Annotated in this window: 15 protein-coding genes; 11 read left to right on the plus strand and 4 right to left on the minus strand. The window is 61.2% G+C overall.

All coding sequences use genetic code 11. The features are described 5' to 3' along the window. The first annotated feature begins 125 nt into the window (after positions 1-125). Genes PspCFBP13528_RS19760 through PspCFBP13528_RS19770 form a run of 3 tightly spaced genes read left to right on the plus strand, consistent with a single transcriptional unit; the run spans position 126 to position 3,086 of the window. Positions 126-1,247, plus strand: coding sequence for a glycosyltransferase family 1 protein (locus PspCFBP13528_RS19760; protein ID WP_137201290.1), 1,122 nt, complete (start codon positions 126-128; stop codon positions 1,245-1,247). Next, on the plus strand, positions 1,240-1,992 hold the full coding sequence (locus PspCFBP13528_RS19765) for a polysaccharide deacetylase family protein (protein ID WP_137201291.1): 753 nt from the start codon (positions 1,240-1,242) through the stop codon (positions 1,990-1,992). Before PspCFBP13528_RS19760 ends, PspCFBP13528_RS19765 begins: the two co-directional genes overlap by 8 nt. Then, positions 1,980-3,086, plus strand: a complete 1,107-nt coding sequence (locus PspCFBP13528_RS19770; protein ID WP_101219990.1) for a lysylphosphatidylglycerol synthase transmembrane domain-containing protein — start codon at positions 1,980-1,982, stop codon at positions 3,084-3,086. Before PspCFBP13528_RS19765 ends, PspCFBP13528_RS19770 begins: the two co-directional genes overlap by 13 nt. 116 nt (positions 3,087-3,202) lie before the next feature. On the opposite strand, the gene purU is transcribed toward PspCFBP13528_RS19770, so the two are convergent. Continuing rightward, positions 3,203-4,051, minus strand: coding sequence for a formyltetrahydrofolate deformylase (gene purU, locus PspCFBP13528_RS19775; protein WP_019821236.1), 849 nt, complete (start codon positions 4,049-4,051; stop codon positions 3,203-3,205). Positions 4,052-4,397: 346 nt separating this feature from the next. Between purU and mvaT the strand changes: the two genes are divergently transcribed. After that, positions 4,398-4,772 (plus strand): histone-like nucleoid-structuring protein MvaT, encoded by a 375-nt coding sequence (gene mvaT, locus PspCFBP13528_RS19780; protein WP_003175830.1) that lies wholly within the window; start codon positions 4,398-4,400, stop codon positions 4,770-4,772. An 89-nt stretch (positions 4,773-4,861) separates the two neighbouring features. On the opposite strand, the gene sbcB is transcribed toward mvaT, so the two are convergent. Further along, a complete protein-coding gene (gene sbcB / locus PspCFBP13528_RS19785) occupies positions 4,862-6,289 on the minus strand; it encodes an exodeoxyribonuclease I (protein ID WP_137201292.1) in 1,428 nt (475 codons plus the stop codon). A gap of 167 nt (positions 6,290-6,456) precedes the next feature. Between sbcB and PspCFBP13528_RS19790 the strand changes: the two genes are divergently transcribed. From PspCFBP13528_RS19790 to PspCFBP13528_RS19815, 6 genes are read left to right on the plus strand one after another with little or no spacing between them, the layout of a single operon-like run. After that, on the plus strand, positions 6,457-7,149 hold the full coding sequence (locus PspCFBP13528_RS19790) for an RDD family protein (protein WP_101219930.1): 693 nt from the start codon (positions 6,457-6,459) through the stop codon (positions 7,147-7,149). After that, complete coding sequence (locus PspCFBP13528_RS19795; RefSeq protein WP_101219929.1) at positions 7,146-8,120, plus strand: stage II sporulation protein M; 975 nt, start codon at positions 7,146-7,148, stop codon at positions 8,118-8,120. The genes PspCFBP13528_RS19790 and PspCFBP13528_RS19795 overlap by 4 nt, the downstream gene beginning before the upstream one ends. Next, entirely contained in the window at positions 8,107-9,636 is a 1,530-nt protein-coding gene (locus tag PspCFBP13528_RS19800) for a DUF4129 domain-containing protein (protein WP_137201293.1), read from the plus strand. The genes PspCFBP13528_RS19795 and PspCFBP13528_RS19800 overlap by 14 nt, the downstream gene beginning before the upstream one ends. Next, positions 9,633-10,790 carry a DUF4350 domain-containing protein gene (locus PspCFBP13528_RS19805; RefSeq protein ID WP_101219927.1) on the plus strand — a complete coding sequence of 386 codons (1,158 nt, stop codon included), beginning with the start codon at positions 9,633-9,635 and terminating at the stop codon, positions 10,788-10,790. The genes PspCFBP13528_RS19800 and PspCFBP13528_RS19805 overlap by 4 nt, the downstream gene beginning before the upstream one ends. Next, a complete protein-coding gene (locus PspCFBP13528_RS19810) occupies positions 10,787-11,785 on the plus strand; it encodes a MoxR family ATPase (protein ID WP_101219926.1) in 999 nt (332 codons plus the stop codon). The genes PspCFBP13528_RS19805 and PspCFBP13528_RS19810 overlap by 4 nt, the downstream gene beginning before the upstream one ends. A 7-nt stretch (positions 11,786-11,792) precedes the next feature. Beyond that, complete coding sequence (locus PspCFBP13528_RS19815; protein ID WP_101219925.1) at positions 11,793-13,124, plus strand: DUF58 domain-containing protein; 1,332 nt, start codon at positions 11,793-11,795, stop codon at positions 13,122-13,124. Positions 13,125-13,179: 55 nt separating this feature from the next. Here the strand turns inward: PspCFBP13528_RS19815 and PspCFBP13528_RS19820 are convergent, their stop codons facing one another. Then, positions 13,180-13,539, minus strand: a complete 360-nt coding sequence (locus PspCFBP13528_RS19820) for a PilZ domain-containing protein (RefSeq protein WP_065949308.1) — start codon at positions 13,537-13,539, stop codon at positions 13,180-13,182. 165 nt (positions 13,540-13,704) lie between these two features. Then, entirely contained in the window at positions 13,705-14,079 is a 375-nt protein-coding gene (locus PspCFBP13528_RS19825; RefSeq protein WP_065949307.1) for a hypothetical protein, read from the minus strand. 174 nt (positions 14,080-14,253) lie between these two features. Between PspCFBP13528_RS19825 and pyk the strand changes: the two genes are divergently transcribed. After that, positions 14,254-15,705, plus strand: coding sequence for a pyruvate kinase (gene pyk, locus PspCFBP13528_RS19830; protein WP_065887576.1), 1,452 nt, complete (start codon positions 14,254-14,256; stop codon positions 15,703-15,705). Positions 15,706-16,118 lie beyond the last annotated feature (413 nt).

Genomic DNA, 16,118 nt, shown 5'->3' on the forward strand with positions numbered 1-16,118 from the left:
GACTGGTATCAGGGCAAGCCCCCTCCCCCATCATTTCAAGCTCGAACACGCAGCACGACACCAATCCCGATCGAACATCTATCCTTACCTCAGGTCCACGTTAAGGAGAGCAATGGATCGGAGGGATGTTCATCGTGCATATCGCTGACATAACCATGTTCTACGCCCCGGCCAGCGGTGGCGTGCGTACTTATCTGGACGCCAAGCACCGGCGCCTGGCGCTCAAGCCCGGCATTCGCCACAGCCTATTGGTGCCGGGAGCCCATTTGAGTGAGCGCGATGGTATTTTCGAGGTGCCGGCGCCGCCGCTGCCCTTCGGCAAAGGCTACCGCTTTCCGCTGCGCCTGGCGCCTTGGCGAAATGTCCTGCACGATTTGCAGCCTGATCTGATCGAGGTCGGCGATCCCTACCTGACCGCCTGGGCGGCCCTGGACGCCCGGCGCCAGCTGGATGTGCCCGTCATCGGCTTTTATCACTCCGATCTCCCCCTGCTGGTGCGTAACCGCATGGGCGCCTGGTTTACCCCCAACGTCGAAGCTTATGTCAGCAAACTCTATGGGAATTTTGACCGGGTACTGGCTCCCAGCCAGGTGATGGCCGACAAACTCATCGGGCTTGGGGTGAAAAATGTCTTCGTGCAACCCCTGGGCGTCGACCTGCAAATCTTTACCCCCGCCGTGCGCGACCCCGGCCTGCGCGCCGAACTGGGGATCGATGAAGACACCCGGCTGCTGATTTTCGCCGGGCGTGGCTCCAAGGAGAAAAACCTGCCGGTGCTGCTCAACTGCATGAAGCGCCTGGGCGAGGGCTATCACTTATTGTTGGTGGGTTCCGGCATGCCGGCCAATGTGCCGGACAATGTCACCGTAGTCGATGGCTTCCGCCCGGCCGATCATGTTGCCCGCCTGATGGCCAGTGCCGATGCGTTGCTGCATGGCGGTGACCAGGAAACCTTCGGCCTGGTCATTCTGGAAGCCATGGCCTGCGGCATTCCGGTGGTCGCCGTGGCGGCGGGGGCCTTCACTGAGATTGTCGACGAGCGCTGCGGCCTGCTCTGCGCGCCCAACAACCCCAAGGCGATGGCCGATGCGGTATGCGAACTGTTTGGCGCCGACAGCCGCCGTCTGGGAGAACAGGCCCGGCGCCATGTCGAACAGCATTACGCGTGGGATGCGGTGGTGGACAGCCTGCTGGGGCATTACCACGCCGTGCTCGGCACACAAAAACCGATGCTCGCCCATGGTTGAACGATCGGTCATGCTGGTGCTGCACGACGTGGCGCCGAGCACGTGGGCCGATTACCGGCCCTTTGTCGAGGCTGTCGATGCCCTCGGCAATGTCCCTGTCACCTGGCTGGTCGTTCCGGACTTTCATCATCACAACGCCCTGGCCGCCCATGCAGACTTCCGCCGCCTGCTCGACAACCGTGTAGCCAAAGGCGATGAACTCACCTTGCACGGGTATTACCACTGCGACGACCAACCCCGGCCGCGTACGCCACGGCAATGGTTCATGCGGCGCATCTATACGCATGAGGGCGAGTTCTACCAGTTGTCCGAGGCCGAGGCCTTGCGGCGCTTGACCGACGGCATCGAGGTATTCCAGCGCAATGACTGGCCCCTGCAAGGGTTTGTCGCTCCCGCCTGGTTGATGAGCCAGGGCACGCGGCTGGCGTTGCGCCAACTACCGCTGAGTTACACCAGCGACCCGCAGCACCTGTATCGCCTGCCTGACTTCACGCCCATCCACGCCCCGGGCCTGGTGTGGAGCGCGCGCAGTGCGTGGCGCCGAGGCATGTCCAGGGTCTTGAGCGATCGACGCGAACAGCGCTGGCAGTGCGCACCGGTGATCCGATTAGGGTTGCACCCCGTCGATATGCGTCACGCATTTTCCCGTGATTACTGGCTGCAAACCCTGGAGCGCCTGCTTGACGATGGACGCACGCCACAGACCAAATCCGCGTGGCTGTCGACGCTGCCATGCGCCGGCTGATCTGGCTGGTGTTGGCGCTGATGGTCGCACTGGTGATCCCGGTGTGGCTGGGTGGCGGCGAAACCGTTGCGCGCCTGCGCCAGTTCCCCCTGTCCCAGTTACTGGGGATGTTTGCCATGATCATCGGCTGCTGGTTGATCAACAGCCTGCGCCTGCGCTTGTTGCTTGGCCAGCAGCGCAGTCGGTTGGGATGGCGCAAAAGCCTGGGCGTGGTGATATCGACCGAATTCGCCACGTGCGCGACCCCAGGCGGCAGCGGCGGACCACTGACGCTGATGGGACTGCTGGCACGCAACGGCATACGGCCCGCCCATGGCAGCGCGGTGTTTGCCATGGACCAGTTGAGTGACTTGCTGTTCTTTTTCTGCGCACTGGCGGGCATCGTGCTGTATGCGCTGTTCCATACCCTCAGCCCACGCCTGGAAGGGCTGCTGGGGCTCAGTGCCGTGTCGATGGTCGGTGGAATCGTCGGCTGCGTGTTGGTGGTGCGCTTTCATCGCCGCCTGATTCGCCTGGCCGGACGGGCACTCAAGGCCATGAAGGTGCGCTTCGGCACCCGCCGGCGCTGGGCCCGCCGGTTGCTGCGCTTTCTTGCGGCATTCACCCAAACGCTGAAATTGCCCTGGAGCACTCTGCTCGGGGTGTTCGCGCTGACCAGCCTGCATTGGTTATTACGCTACAGCGTGTTGTACCTGGCGCTGCGTGGCCTGGGTGGGCAGGTGCAGTGGGCCTGGAGCTTCCTGATCCAGATGCTGTCATTGACCGCCGGGCAATTCAGCCTGCTGCCAGGCGGGGCCGGGGCGGCGGAGTTGACGTCGGCGGCATTGCTCGCGCCGATGGTGGGCAACGCCACGGCGGCGGCGGCCATCCTGATCTGGCGGGCAGTGACCTACTACTTCTACCTGCTGGCCGGTGCGCCAGTGTTTCTGTTGATGGTGGGCAAGCCGCTGCTCAAGCGTCTTTTTCGGGAGCAGCGGGCGGCTTCTCATCCTGCAACTGTTCCCACAACTGGGCAGCACCGGGAAAGTCAGTACCATCCTGCGCATCCAGCGCGTCCGGGTCGTAGCGACTCAGACAGCCCTCGCCCACGGTAGCGGGTGGCCTGGAAGTCGCCTTGTCGAGTGGGTCGGTCATGGCCGCCTCCTGAAAATGAAAAGGGCCCGGAGAGTTTTACTCCCGGGCCCCTGCTTGTTCAATCAAAACGCGTCGGTCAGAACACCACGGTCTTGTTGCCGTGCACCAATACGCGATCTTCCAAGTGATAACGCAAGCCACGGGCCAACACCATCTTCTCGACGTCGCGGCCGAAACGCACCATGTCTTCGATGCTGTCGCTATGACTGACGCGCACCACGTCCTGCTCGATGATCGGACCGGCGTCCAGCTCTTCGGTGACGTAGTGACAGGTCGCGCCGATCAGCTTCACACCGCGCAGGGACGCCTGGTGATAAGGCTTGGCCCCCACGAACGACGGCAGGAAGCTGTGGTGAATGTTGATCACCTTGCCGGCGTATTCGCGGCACAGTTCCGGCGGCAGGATCTGCATGTAGCGCGCCAGCACCACCACGTCGGCATCGTGCTGCTTGACCAGGCGCGATACCTCGGCGAATGCGGGCTCCTTGTCCTGCGGGTTGACCGGCACATGGTAATAGGGGATGCCATGCCACTCGACCATGCTGCGCAGGTCGTCATGGTTGGAGATTACACAGGCGATCTCGCAATCGAGTTCATCGCTGTGCCAGCGGTGCAGCAGGTCCGCCAGGCAGTGGGATTCACGGCTGGCCATCAGCACGACGCGTTTCTTCTGTTCTGTGTCGGTGATGTGCCAGGTCATCGAAAACTCTTCGGCGATCGGCGCAAACGCCTCACGAAAAGCTTCCAGACCAAAAGGCAAGGTATCGGCACGAATTTCGTGACGCATGAAAAACCAACCGCTGAGATCATCCGAGTGATGGCTCGCCTCGGTGATCCAACCGTTATGAGAAGCCAGAAAGTTACTGACCTTGGCAACGATGCCAACCCGGTCCGGGCAAGCAATCACCAGCCGAAAAGTGCGCATTAGGGGGAAACTCCAGAACTTCGCAAAGGCCGCCATTCTAGCGATTGCGCAGAAAAACTGCAGTACTCCTTGTGCCTTATTCTGATCCCCGGCGCTGGCAACACCCCTTAATAGCGTAAGGTTTTACCACCGTTATATGGCCTTACACACGCACGCTCGGCACTTAGCAGAATTAAGCTGATTGTTTTTAGCCGCGCCCCCCACTAATTAACTCGACTGCACAGCGCTGCGAAAAACTTCACTCTAATTCACCCGAATAGCTGCTTAAATGTTTACTTGATGAAATTGCCTGACTATTATTAGGCCACTCACCCTGTCAATCAGCGTTCTACATAAGGTAGTCCACATGTCTCTGATCAACGAATACCGCGCCACCGAAGAAGCTATCAAAGAGCTGCAAGCCCGTTTGAAGAACCTGTCGCAAGACGACAAGCTGAAAACCGAGCTGGAATTTGAAGGCAAACTGCGCACCCTGATGGGCGAATACTCCAAATCCCTGCGTGACATCATCGCGCTGCTGGATCCGGAATCGAAAGTTAAAGCACCGCGCGGCGCTGTGAAAACTACCGGCACCAAACGTGCTCGCAAGGTCAAGCAGTACAAAAACCCGCACAACGGTGAAGTGATTGAAACCAAAGGTGGCAATCACAAGACGCTGAAAGAGTGGAAAGCCAAGTGGGGCGGTGACGTGGTAGAAGGTTGGGCTACCCTGCTGGGCTAAGCCTGGTCGGAACCCCATCCGATACGCGACACATTAAAAACGCCAGCTTGCTGGCGTTTTTTATTGTCTGGATGTTTGCAGTTGCTCGGCTACAGATTCAGGCGGGCCGCTAAAGAGTCGGCATAGTCTTGCCATTCACCCAGTACCTGGCACTGAAACGCTGTCGCACTGTTTTTCAACTCCTTATGGGCCAGCTTAAATGCCGCCAGGGTATTGGGTGCGCCCCATACCGGGTCTGACAACCGTTGCTGACAGAAAAGTCTCCAGCGCTCTTGCTCCTCATTGTTCAAGGTTTCAGGAAAGTTACGCGCGCGATAGCGGAATAATAATTCAGGCAATCGATGATCATCGAACGGCCATTGCTGGCGTCCCAGTTGTACCGGCTCTGCCAGGCGAACTTGTTCACATAAGCGCCGATCACGGTCGCCGATAAAACCCTCATAGAGCTGCTGCTCCGGATCGGCATTCGGTGCATATTCCTCCTCGGCGTAAACGCTCGCCAACTTGTCACGCCAAACTTCCTGTGCGTCAGTTAGTCGCAGCGCCCGCGCCTGGTAAACCTCCCTATCCAATTGCAGCCGCTCGTGATCTTGCGCGCGCAGCACTTTCAAGGGCGCGATGACCGGGCAGCGGTTGATGTGCAGCAACTTGAGCGGCACCGGCAGTTCACCCTCCGCCAGCTCGTCGCGCCGCGTATAGAGGCGCTCGCGCAACGTCTCGGCATCCAGTTCGAGCAGGGCCTGCGGATCGAGCCCCAGGTCACACACAATCAGTGCATTGCGATTGCGTGGATGCCAAGCCAACGGCAAGACCACCCCCAGATAATGCCGCTCGGCGCTGAAGCGTCCAGAAATGTGCACCAGCGGCTGCAACAAGCGCACCTGGTCCATCACCCGTTGCTTGCTACGCAACTGGAACAGCCACTCATACAGCTTGGGTTGTTTTTCCCGCACCAATCGCGCCAGGGCGATGGTCGCGCGCACGTCAGACAACGCATCGTGGGCCTGGCCATGATCGATGCCGTTGGCTTGCGTCAGGCGTTCAAGCTTGAGCGTCACGCGCCCGTCCTGCTCGGGCCACACAATCCCGTCCGGGCGCAGGGCATACGCGGTACGCATCACATCGATCAAGTCCCAGCGGCTGTTACCGCCCTGCCACTCGCGCGCATAAGGGTCGAAAAAGTTGCGGTACAGGCTGTAGCGCGTCATTTCATCGTCAAAGCGCAGGGTGTTATAACCCGCGCCGCAGGTACCGGGGGCCGCGAGTTCGGCATGCACCCGCGTCATGAAATCCGCCTCGGCAAGGCCTTTCTGCGCCAGGACCTGCGGCGTTATACCGGTGATCGCACACGCTGCCGGATGGGGCAGGATATCGTCGCTGGGCTGGCAATACAGATTGATCGGCGGGCCGACCTCGTTGAGCTCGAGGTCGGTACGAATGCCGGCTACCTGCAGCGGGCGATCGCTGCGCGGGTTGATCCCGGTGGTTTCATAGTCGTACCAGAAAATGGAGGTCACGGGCTGTTCCTGTGCTGAAGACCGGCAAAGTCTAGGCGCTGCAAGGTGTCAGGGGCCAGCGATACCTTTACTGGACAAATATCCAGTAAAATCTTGAAGGGTTGCTTCCCGCCTCGACACTGCTAGCATCCGTGTCTCTCAGTTGCTTCGCGCTGCCAAGGATCGCAATGCCAACAGCTCCTTTGGATACCTGCTACCAGATCGAGACCCCCGAGGGTATCGACCTGCCCTTGCGCCCTGCCGGCCTCGCGCCAAGGGCATTGGCCTACGCCTTCGATCTGCTCGCGCGTGGCGTGATCATGGGCATCCTGCTTGTGCCCCTGGCGCTGCTTGGCAACCTCGGGCTTGGCCTGGGCGCGCTGCTGCTGTTCCTGATCAGCTGGTGGTACATGGTGCTGTTCGAAGTGCTCAACCAGGGCTGTTCGCCTGGCAAGCAGGTCATGGGCCTGCGGGTGGTACAGGACGACGGCACCGCCATCGGCTGGTCGGCGTCACTGATCCGCAACCTCCTGCGTTTTGTCGACATGTTGCCCTTCGGCTACTTCTTCGGCGCCATCAGTTGCCTGCAACACCCGCACTTCAAGCGGCTCGGCGATCTGGCAGCGGGTACGCTGGTGGTTTATCGCGAACAGTCGCTGGCCCGCCCGCCCATACCTCAAGCAGCCCCCCTGCGCCTGCCCTTCGCGCTGGAACTGAGCGAACAGCGGGCCATCCTCGGTTTCGCCGAACGCCAGGCGGACCTGTCTGTCGAGCGGGTGCATGAACTGGCTGCAATCCTCGCGGCGCCCTTGCAGGTGTCTCCAGCCCGCGCCGTGGAGCAACTCAACGGTGTGGCCCATGGTTTGTTGGGGCCTACATGAAGCAGAGCCTTTTTGAAAGTCGGCACCAGCAGCAATGGCAGACGTTCGCCGAACAGCTGAACCAGCTGGAGCGAGGCAAAGCCACCGAGGTGGCCGACTTCCCTCATCAATATCGACGCCTGTGCCAACACCTGGCCCTGGCCCAGGAACGCGGCTACAGCAGCTACCTGGTGGACCGCCTGCAACAACTGGCGCTGCGCGGGCACCAACAACTGTATCGCCATCGCAGCCAAACGACAGCGAACGTGCTGGCTTTCATCCTCGCCGACTTCCCGCGCCTGGTGCGTGAACAATGGCGCTTCGTACTGATCGCCAGCCTGCTGTTCTTTGGCAGCCTGCTGGGCATAGCCCTGTTGGTCTACCTGTTCCCCGACCTGATCTACAGCATCGTCAGCCCGCAACAGGTGGCCGAGATGCAAAGCATGTACGACCCCGCCGCCAGTCGCCTGGGCCGCGCGGCCGAACGCGCCGCCAGCGAAGACTGGATGATGTTTGGCTACTACGTGATGCACAACATCGGCATCGCCTTCCAGACCTTTGCCGCCGGCTTGCTGTTCGGCCTGGGCAGCGTGTTCTTCCTGATATTCAACGGCTTGATCATCGGGGCCGTCTCCGGACACCTGAGTGAAATCGGCTACGGCCAGACCTTCTGGTCATTCGTGATCGGCCATGGTGCCTTCGAACTCAGCGCCATCGCACTGGCCGGTGCGGCAGGCCTGCAACTGGGCTGGTCACTGATCGCGCCAGGGCCCCTGGCACGTAGCGAATCCCTGCGCCTGACGGCCCGTAAAAGCGTGCAGATGCTCTGCGGGGTCATGGTGTTCCTGCTGATCGCAGCGTTCATCGAAGCCTACTGGTCATCCACCACGAGCATTGCGCCCTGGATCAAATACCTGGTGGGCAGCGCACTGTGGTTGCTGGTGGCCGCCTACCTGATCTTCGCTGGCCGGACTCGCCATGCGCCTGACTGACGCCAGCGTGGTGATCCGCCCGCGTACCTCCTGGGAAGCCATGGACCTCGGCGTACTGATGGCCCGGGAACATCGTGCAGTGCTGATGAGCAGTTGGGCCCTGGTCAGCCTGCCTGTGTTTATTCTGCTCACCGCATTGCTGTGGCAGTACCCGTCTTACGCCCTATTCCTGTTCTGGTGGCTGAAGCCCGCCTTCGAACGCTTACCCTTATACGTTCTTTCCAAGGCCTTGTTCGGTGAAACGCCGAGCCTGAAACAGGCCGTTCGCCAGTGGCCACGCCTGCTCAAGGGGCAACTGTTTGCCAGCCTGACCTGGCGCCGGCTGAGCCTGAGCCGCAGCTTCATGCTGCCGGTGAGCCAGCTCGAAGGCCTGGATGGGCCAGTGCGTCAACAGCGCCTGGGCGTACTGCAACAGCGCAATGCAGGTGCCCCGCGCTGGTTGACGATCATCGGGGTGCATTTGGAGATCGGCCTGTGGTTCGGGTGCATGGCGCTGTTCTACCTATTCATCCCGGAACAGGTCGAACTGGAGTGGGACTGGCAGCGGCTGGTACTGGCGACAGGCCCGCAGGGGCTATGGCTGGAACACCTGAGCAACGCTTTCTATGCGCTGGTGCTGGTGTTCTGGGAACCCATCTACGTCGCCTGCGGTTTCAGCCTGTATCTCAACCGTCGCACCGCCCTGGAGGCCTGGGACCTGGAACTGGTATTTCGCCGGTTGCGCCAACGCCTGAGCAGCGTCGTACCGCTGTTGCTGCTGGTCGTCGGTCTCACACTGGTGCAACTGAGCCCATCGGCGCTGGCCGATCAAACCGCTGATCCGAAGCCACTCAGTACCCAGGCGGCCAAGCAGTCGATCAAAGCATCACTGGAAAGCCCGCCGTTCAAGAATCAGGAAACCGTCACCCGTTATCGTTTTGGCGAGGAAAAACCCGCCACGGCCCGCAAAACCCACGGCGACGGTAAATTACCTGGCTGGCTCCAGCAATTGCTCGACAACTTCAACAGCGATGCCTTCAAGCACTTGGCCCAAGGCTTGGAGATACTGCTATGGAGCGTGGTGATTGGCGGGCTGGCCCTGGTGATGTGGCGCTACCGTGAATGGCTGCGCACGTTTGTCAGCCGCAGGCGGCGACCTCAACCCAAAACCGCAAAACCTGCGCCTGCCCAGTTGTTCGGCCTGGAAGTGGGGATCCAGACGTTGCCCGATGATATCGCCAGCGCCGCCGAACAGCTGTGGCCCACCCAACCGCGCGAAGCCCTTGGCTTGCTGTATCGCGGCCTGCTCAGCCGACTGCTGCACGAATTCAACCTGCCACTCAAAGGTGCCGACACCGAGGGCCAGGTGCTGGAGCGCATTGATCATTTGCAGCAACCGCAGTTGCTGGCATTCAGTCGCGAATTGACTGATCACTGGCAAAACCTCGCCTACGGCCATCGACTGCCTCCCGATACCGCCCGGCAAAAGCTGTGCAGCGATTGGCGCGCACTCTTCAGTAGCAGGGCCAGCCAATGAACCGGCCATTACTGTGGATAGCCGCGCTGCTGGCTTGCCTGTTGGGAGCGGGCGGCCTGTATGCCTGGCACAAGGCAATTCCTTATGAGGAGGTGGTGGACCGCGGCCCGTCGCCGGAGGCACTGGCCAATCCCTATTTGGCGGCCGAGCATTTCCTGGGGCAGCAAGGCTTGACGGTGGCGCATGCCAACGGGCTTGAGCGGCTTGCGGACTTGCCCGCCCCGGGCCATAGCCTGCTGTTGCTGGGGGAGCGTGGCAACATGAGCCCACGCCAGGTCGAACAACTGCTGGCGTGGGCAAAAGCCGGGGGGCACCTGCTGCTGGTGGCCGAGGCGATATGGGATGAAGAGACCGGCAAAAGCGGCGACCTGCTGCTCGATCGTCTCAATCTTCGCCAGACCTTCAGCGATGACTTCGACGAGCCGGCGCCACCGCGCAAAAAAATCGCGCCGGACCTCACCAAACTGTATGTCGACAATGAAACCGCGCCGGCGTATTTCAGTTTCGACACCGCCTTCAACCTGACGGACCCCAGGCACCTGGCGCAGTTTTCAGCCAACAGCGTCCAGTCCAGCCATCTGATGCAACTTGACCTCGGGTCAGGCCGCGTCACGGTGCTCACCGACAGCGACCTGTGGAAAACTCCAGATATCGGCAAACACGACAACGCCTGGTTGCTGTGGTACCTGAACCAGGGCACCGACGTCACCCTGCTGTTCAATAGCGATGCGGACAACCTGCTTACCCTGCTGGTCCGTTACTTCCCCCAGGCCCTCGTCGCGCTGGTCGCACTGATTGCCCTGGCACTCTGGCACGCCGGCATGCGCCAGGGCCCGATCCTGGCGCCGGCGCCCAAGGCGCGTCGACAGCTACAGGAGCATTTGCGCGCCAGCGCCGACTTCCTGCTACGCCGCAGCGGCCAGGGCGCCTTGCTGCAAGCCTTGCAGCAGGACCTGCTGCGCACCGCACGGCGCCGTCACCCCGGCTTTGAACACCTCGACACGGCAGACCAATGCCAGGTGCTGGAACACCTGACGCGACAACCCTCCCCTATCATCCGCCAGGCACTCGGCGCACCTGCGCTGAAACGGCTCTCCAGCGCCGATTTCAGCCGCCAGGTGGCGTGCCTGCAAAAACTCAGGAATGCCCTATGAGCGACTCTCCAACGGCCACAACCCTGACCGCAGAAAATACTATCCAAAACGCCAGCCAACAGGCCCAGGCCCTGCGCATTGAATTACGCAAGGCAGTCATTGGCCAGGACGCGGTGATCGATGACGTGCTCACTGCGTTGATTGCAGGTGGGCATGTGCTGCTAGAAGGTGTACCCGGCCTAGGCAAAACGTTGCTGGTGCGTGCGTTGGCCCGTTGCTTCGGCGGCGATTTCGCACGCATCCAGTTCACGCCGGACCTGATGCCCAGCGATGTCACCGGCCACGCGGTATACGACCTGCAGACCGAACAGTTCAAGCTGCGCAAGGGGCCGTTGTTCACCCACTTGCTGCTGGCCGACGAGATCAACCGCGCCCCGGCCAAGACCCAGGCCGCACTGCTCGAAGCCATGCAGGAGCGCCAGGTCACCCTGGAGGGCGAGGCCTTACCCATCGGCGCGCCGTTCATGGTGCTTGCCACCCAGAACCCGATCGAGCAGGAAGGCACCTACCCGCTGCCCGAAGCTGAGCTGGACCGCTTCATGCTCAAGGTGCGCATGGACTATCCCGACGCCCAACAGGAAGTGGACATGGTGCGCGAAGTGACCCGCTCGTCCAGGGCCGACATGCTCGATGTGCAACCTTTGCGTACCGTGCTGCAGGCCGTAGACGTGGTACAGATGCAGCAGATCGCCAGCGGCATGCCTCTGGATGAACAGGTGCTCGACTATGCCGTACGCCTGGCGCGGGCCACGCGCAGTTGGCCAGGCTTGACTATCGGCGCCGGCCCACGGGCCTCTATCGCCCTGATTCGTGGCGCCCGTGCCCGTGCGCTGTTGCGCGGCGGCGACTTCGTGACCCCGGATGACGTCAAGGGATGCGCCCTGGCAGTGCTGCGTCACCGCGTACGCCTCGCACCCGAACTGGACATCGATGGCCTGGAGGTGGACCAGGTGATCAAGCAGTTGCTCGACCAGATTGCGGCCCCCAGGCAGTAGCGCCGGCATGAAACCGACCCGTCTGTTCCTGACCTGGCTGGGTGTCCTGTTGGCCCTCAGTATCCTGCTGGGCGCGTCGATGGCTTTGCAGTTCAAGGTGCCTGATACCTTGCACGCAATCGCCTGGGGGCTGCTATTGGCCCTGCTGTTGCTGGCGATGCTCGATGCCATACGGTTACGCCGCCGCCCTTCGGCACGCGTGCACAGGACGCTGCCCGGTAGCCTCGCGTTGGGGCGCTGGGGAGAAGTGCGCCTGTCACTGGAACACGACTATCCACAGCCGCTGACCGTGCAGGTGTTCGATCACGTGCCCGACGGGCTGGTTGTGGATAACCTGCCGCAATCCATTTCGCTGCGCCCAGGCGAGCGTGGTGAGTTGGGCTATCGCGTGCGCCCCGTGCGACGTGGGCATTTCAGCTTCAGCCGCTGCGAAATCCATTTGCCCAGCCCCTTGGGGTTGTGGTCGGCGCGGCGCTGGCTAGAAGTCCCGGACGCCACTCGCGTGTACCCGGACTTCGCGCGGTTATCCGGTGCGCACTTGCAGGGGGTGGATAACTGGCTGAGCCAACTGGGTGTACGCCAGCATCAGCGACGTGGACCGGGCCTGGAGTTTCATCAATTACGCGAGTTCCGCGACGGTGACAGCCTGCGTCAGATTGACTGGAAAGCCACGGCACGACAACGCACGCCGATTGCCCGTGAATATGAGGATGAGCGTGATCAGCAGATTGTGTTCATGCTCGATTGCGGCCGGCGCATGCGCAGCCAGGACGACGAGTTGTCCCACTTCGACCACGCGCTGGATGCCTGCCTGTTACTGAGTTACGTCGCCCTGCGCCAAGGCGATGCCGTAGGGTTGTGTACCTTTGCCAGCGATCAGCCGCGTTACCTGGCGCCGGCCAAGGGCAGCGGCCAGTTGAACGTTTTGCTCAATGCGGTCTACGACTTGCAAAGCACACGCAGGACAGCTGACTACGAGGCCGCCGCCAGCCAATTGCTGGCTCGGCAAAAACGCCGCGCATTGGTAATCGTGGTCACCAACCTGCGCGATGAAGACGATGAAGCACTGGTGAGTGCGATCAAGCGCATCGGCCGGCACCATCGGGTGCTGATCGCGAGCTTGCGAGAGGACGTACTCGATCAACTGCGCCAGGCCCCGGTCCAAACCCTGCCCGAAGCATTGGCCTACAGCGGCGCAATTGACTACCTCAACACGCGCAACCAGCTGCATGACCGCCTGGGTGCCCATGGGCTACCAGTGTTGGATAGCCTGCCGTCAGCGTTGGGCGCCGCGCTGGTGACGCGTTACCTGCGCTGGAAAAAAGCCGGCGTGTTCTGAACGCAAGCGCACGGCCACGGTGGGCGCAGCCGCCATAGCCGACAGCACCTGCTGTTCAGACGGATGCCTGTAGCGGATCGAAGCTGAAGTAATGCAACAAGGCGCTGATCAGCTGTGCGTATTCTTCGCATGCATTGAGCACGCGGAACCCTGAGTCGTAATGCTGCGGGTTGACGTCTTCACGGCTCCACAGACAGGTCGCGGTAAGATCGACGGTCTGTAACTCGCCGTGCGGCCCGGGAATCTTCAAGCGCAGCTCGAAGTCGGCGCCGATCATCATCGGTAACTGGCTGATCAGCATCAGCCCGGCTTCGGAAACGTCGCCCAGAAAACCGATTGGCTTGTCCGTAAGCCGATTGAACACCTGCAAGAAATAAGGCAACTGATGCCGTTCGATCCGTCGTTCGATAAACATGGTGAGGTCGCCATCCCATAAAGCCAGTGATTCGAAACGAGCCGTTGTCACCAGACCGCTGCCGAATCCGGACGTTGCATTCTTTTGAATAGAAAGTTGTACAAACAGACATTCAAAGAATAGCCCAAGACTGGCACCAGGCCAGTTATCAAACGCCAAATATCACTACAGCGACGACGGCTGTGGTTGCGCCACACTTGCGCCGGAGTAATGCCCCAACTGGCGCAGGGTATCGAGCCGTGCACGGGCGCGGTAAGCGTACTCGCTGGACGGGTATTGGCTGATGATGAATTGATAGGTTTGCGCGGCATCGACGAACAGCTTCTGCCGTTCCAGGCACTGCCCGCGCAGCATCGACACCTCGGGTTGCACATAACGGCGGGTGCGGCTCTCGCGGTCGACCTGGGACAACTCCAGCGTGACCCGCGCACAATCACCCACCCCATAGGCGCGGTAAGCGTTGTTCAAATGGTGGTCCATTGACCAGCGGGTGCAGCCGACAACACTGACGGCCAGGGCAGCAACGAGCAAAATTCGCATGGGGTTCTCCTGTCTTGTGCAGTGTATCGACCCCGCGTCGAAAATCTTCAAGGGCGTTCGTCTTTTCAACCGCAGCAAAAACAAGCCGATCGTCAATAAGTAGTGCAAACGAACAATGACTACAACGAAAGAGCATAGTAGCCTTCCCCAGCGCTTGAACTCAGGAGTCTGTGCATGTCCGTCCGTCGTACCAAAATCGTCGCCACCCTTGGCCCGGCCAGCAACTCGCCGGAAGTCCTCGAACAGCTGATTCTGGCTGGTTTGGACGTTGCCCGTCTGAACTTCTCCCACGGCACCCCGGACGAGCACAAGGCTCGCGCCAAGCTGGTGCGTGACCTGGCCGCCAAACACGGCCGCTTCGTGGCGCTGCTGGGTGACCTGCAAGGCCCGAAGATCCGTATCGCCAAATTCGCCAACAAGCGGATCGAGCTGAAGATTGGTGACAAATTCACCTTCTCCACCAGCCATCCGCTGACGGAAGGCACCCAGGACATCGTCGGCATCGACTACCCGGACCTGGTCAAGGACTGCGGCGTCGGCGACGAACTGCTGCTCGATGACGGCCGCGTGGTCATGCGCGTCGACACCGCGACCCCGACCGAACTGCATTGCACCGTGATCATCGGCGGCCCGCTGTCCGACCACAAAGGCATCAACCGTCGCGGCGGTGGCTTGACCGCACCGGCCCTGACTGAAAAAGACAAGGCCGACATCAAACTCGCCGCCGAGATGGAAGTGGACTACCTCGCCGTGTCCTTCCCGCGCGACGCCGCCGACATGGAATACGCCCGTAAACTACGCGACGAAGCCGGTGGTACCGCCTGGCTGGTGGCGAAGATCGAACGCGCCGAAGCCGTGGCCGATGACGAAACCCTCGATGGCCTGATCAAGGCGTCGGACGCCGTGATGGTCGCCCGTGGCGACCTGGGCGTGGAAATCGGCGACGCCGAGCTGATCGGTATCCAGAAGAAAATCATCCTGCACGCACGCCGCCACAACAAAGCGGTGATCGTTGCGACCCAGATGATGGAGTCGATGATCCAGAACCCGATGCCGACCCGCGCCGAAGTGTCCGACGTGGCCAACGCCGTGCTCGACTACACCGACGCCGTGATGCTCTCGGCTGAAAGCGCCGCCGGCCCGTACCCACTGGAGGCCGTGCAGGCCATGGCGCGCATCTGCGTCGGCGCTGAAAAGCACCCCACCAGCAAGACCTCCAGCCACCGCATCGGCAAGGTTTTCGAAAGCTGCGACCAGAGCATCGCCCTGGCGGCCATGTACACCGCCAACCACTTCCCGGGCGTCAAGGCAATCATCGCCTTGACCGAAAGTGGCTATACGCCGTTGATCATGTCGCGCATCCGTTCCTCGGTGCCGATCTACGCGTTCACCCCACACCGCGAAGCCCAGGCCCGCGCGGCGATGTTCCGCGGCGTGTACACCATTCCTTTCGATCCAGCATCGCTGGCACCGAACGAAGTCAGCCAGAAAGCCATCGACGAGCTGGTCAAACGCGGCGTCGTAGAGAAAGGCGACTGGGTCATCCTGACCAAGGGCGACAGCTACCACACCACCGGTGGCACCAATGGCATGAAGATCCTGCATGTGGGCGACCCGCAGTACTGAGTGACACGCTGAAAAAACAAAAGCCCCGCCATGAGAATGGCGGGGCTTTTTGCATTTTAAGGCGTCATCGCTGCGCATTTACCTACACAACTGCAGTTCGCAGCCCCCTACGGTAACCACAATGCGAAGCGAGCCGCTCTTGATCTTGATCTTGATCTTGATCTTGATCTTGATCTGCTTTTGATCTTAGGCGCCCCGTCAAACCACGCTGGCCGTAATCCGCCATGGATTTGGGGGGTAAACCGGCAGGGATGCCGGTTTAGCCGCCCCGCGCCATGGATGGCGCGTGGCGGCGGCCCCCCAAATCCATGGCGGATTGCGGGCACACCGAGCCTAAGCGAGGTGCCGAGTGGTGGGGCATGTACGGGTCAACCACATGGGTTACAAAAAAGTGCACTCACATAGGTGACACT

The organism is Pseudomonas sp. CFBP13528 (assembly GCF_005233615.1).
Classification (GTDB): domain Bacteria; phylum Pseudomonadota; class Gammaproteobacteria; order Pseudomonadales; family Pseudomonadaceae; genus Aquipseudomonas; species Aquipseudomonas fluorescens_AM.

Bases quoted from the DNA above. Each gene is read 5' to 3' on its own strand.
- purU (WP_019821236.1), bottom strand. From the start codon at position 4,051: ATGCGCACTTTTCGGCTGGTGATTGCTTGCCCGGACCGGGTTGGCATC.
- PspCFBP13528_RS19825 (WP_065949307.1), bottom strand. From the start codon at position 14,079: ATGCGAATTTTGCTCGTTGCTGCCCTGGCCGTCAGTGTTGTCGGCTGC.
- PspCFBP13528_RS19810 (WP_101219926.1), top strand. From the start codon at position 10,787: ATGAGCGACTCTCCAACGGCCACAACCCTGACCGCAGAAAATACTATC.
- PspCFBP13528_RS19760 (WP_137201290.1), top strand. From the start codon at position 126: ATGTTCATCGTGCATATCGCTGACATAACCATGTTCTACGCCCCGGCC.
- PspCFBP13528_RS19795 (WP_101219929.1), top strand. From the start codon at position 7,146: ATGAAGCAGAGCCTTTTTGAAAGTCGGCACCAGCAGCAATGGCAGACG.
- pyk (WP_065887576.1), top strand. From the start codon at position 14,254: ATGTCCGTCCGTCGTACCAAAATCGTCGCCACCCTTGGCCCGGCCAGC.
- PspCFBP13528_RS19790 (WP_101219930.1), top strand. From the start codon at position 6,457: ATGCCAACAGCTCCTTTGGATACCTGCTACCAGATCGAGACCCCCGAG.
- mvaT (WP_003175830.1), top strand. From the start codon at position 4,398: ATGTCTCTGATCAACGAATACCGCGCCACCGAAGAAGCTATCAAAGAG.
- PspCFBP13528_RS19820 (WP_065949308.1), bottom strand. From the start codon at position 13,539: ATGTTTATCGAACGACGGATCGAACGGCATCAGTTGCCTTATTTCTTG.
- PspCFBP13528_RS19765 (WP_137201291.1), top strand. From the start codon at position 1,240: ATGGTTGAACGATCGGTCATGCTGGTGCTGCACGACGTGGCGCCGAGC.
- PspCFBP13528_RS19805 (WP_101219927.1), top strand. From the start codon at position 9,633: ATGAACCGGCCATTACTGTGGATAGCCGCGCTGCTGGCTTGCCTGTTG.
- PspCFBP13528_RS19815 (WP_101219925.1), top strand. From the start codon at position 11,793: ATGAAACCGACCCGTCTGTTCCTGACCTGGCTGGGTGTCCTGTTGGCC.
- PspCFBP13528_RS19770 (WP_101219990.1), top strand. From the start codon at position 1,980: ATGCGCCGGCTGATCTGGCTGGTGTTGGCGCTGATGGTCGCACTGGTG.
- PspCFBP13528_RS19800 (WP_137201293.1), top strand. From the start codon at position 8,107: ATGCGCCTGACTGACGCCAGCGTGGTGATCCGCCCGCGTACCTCCTGG.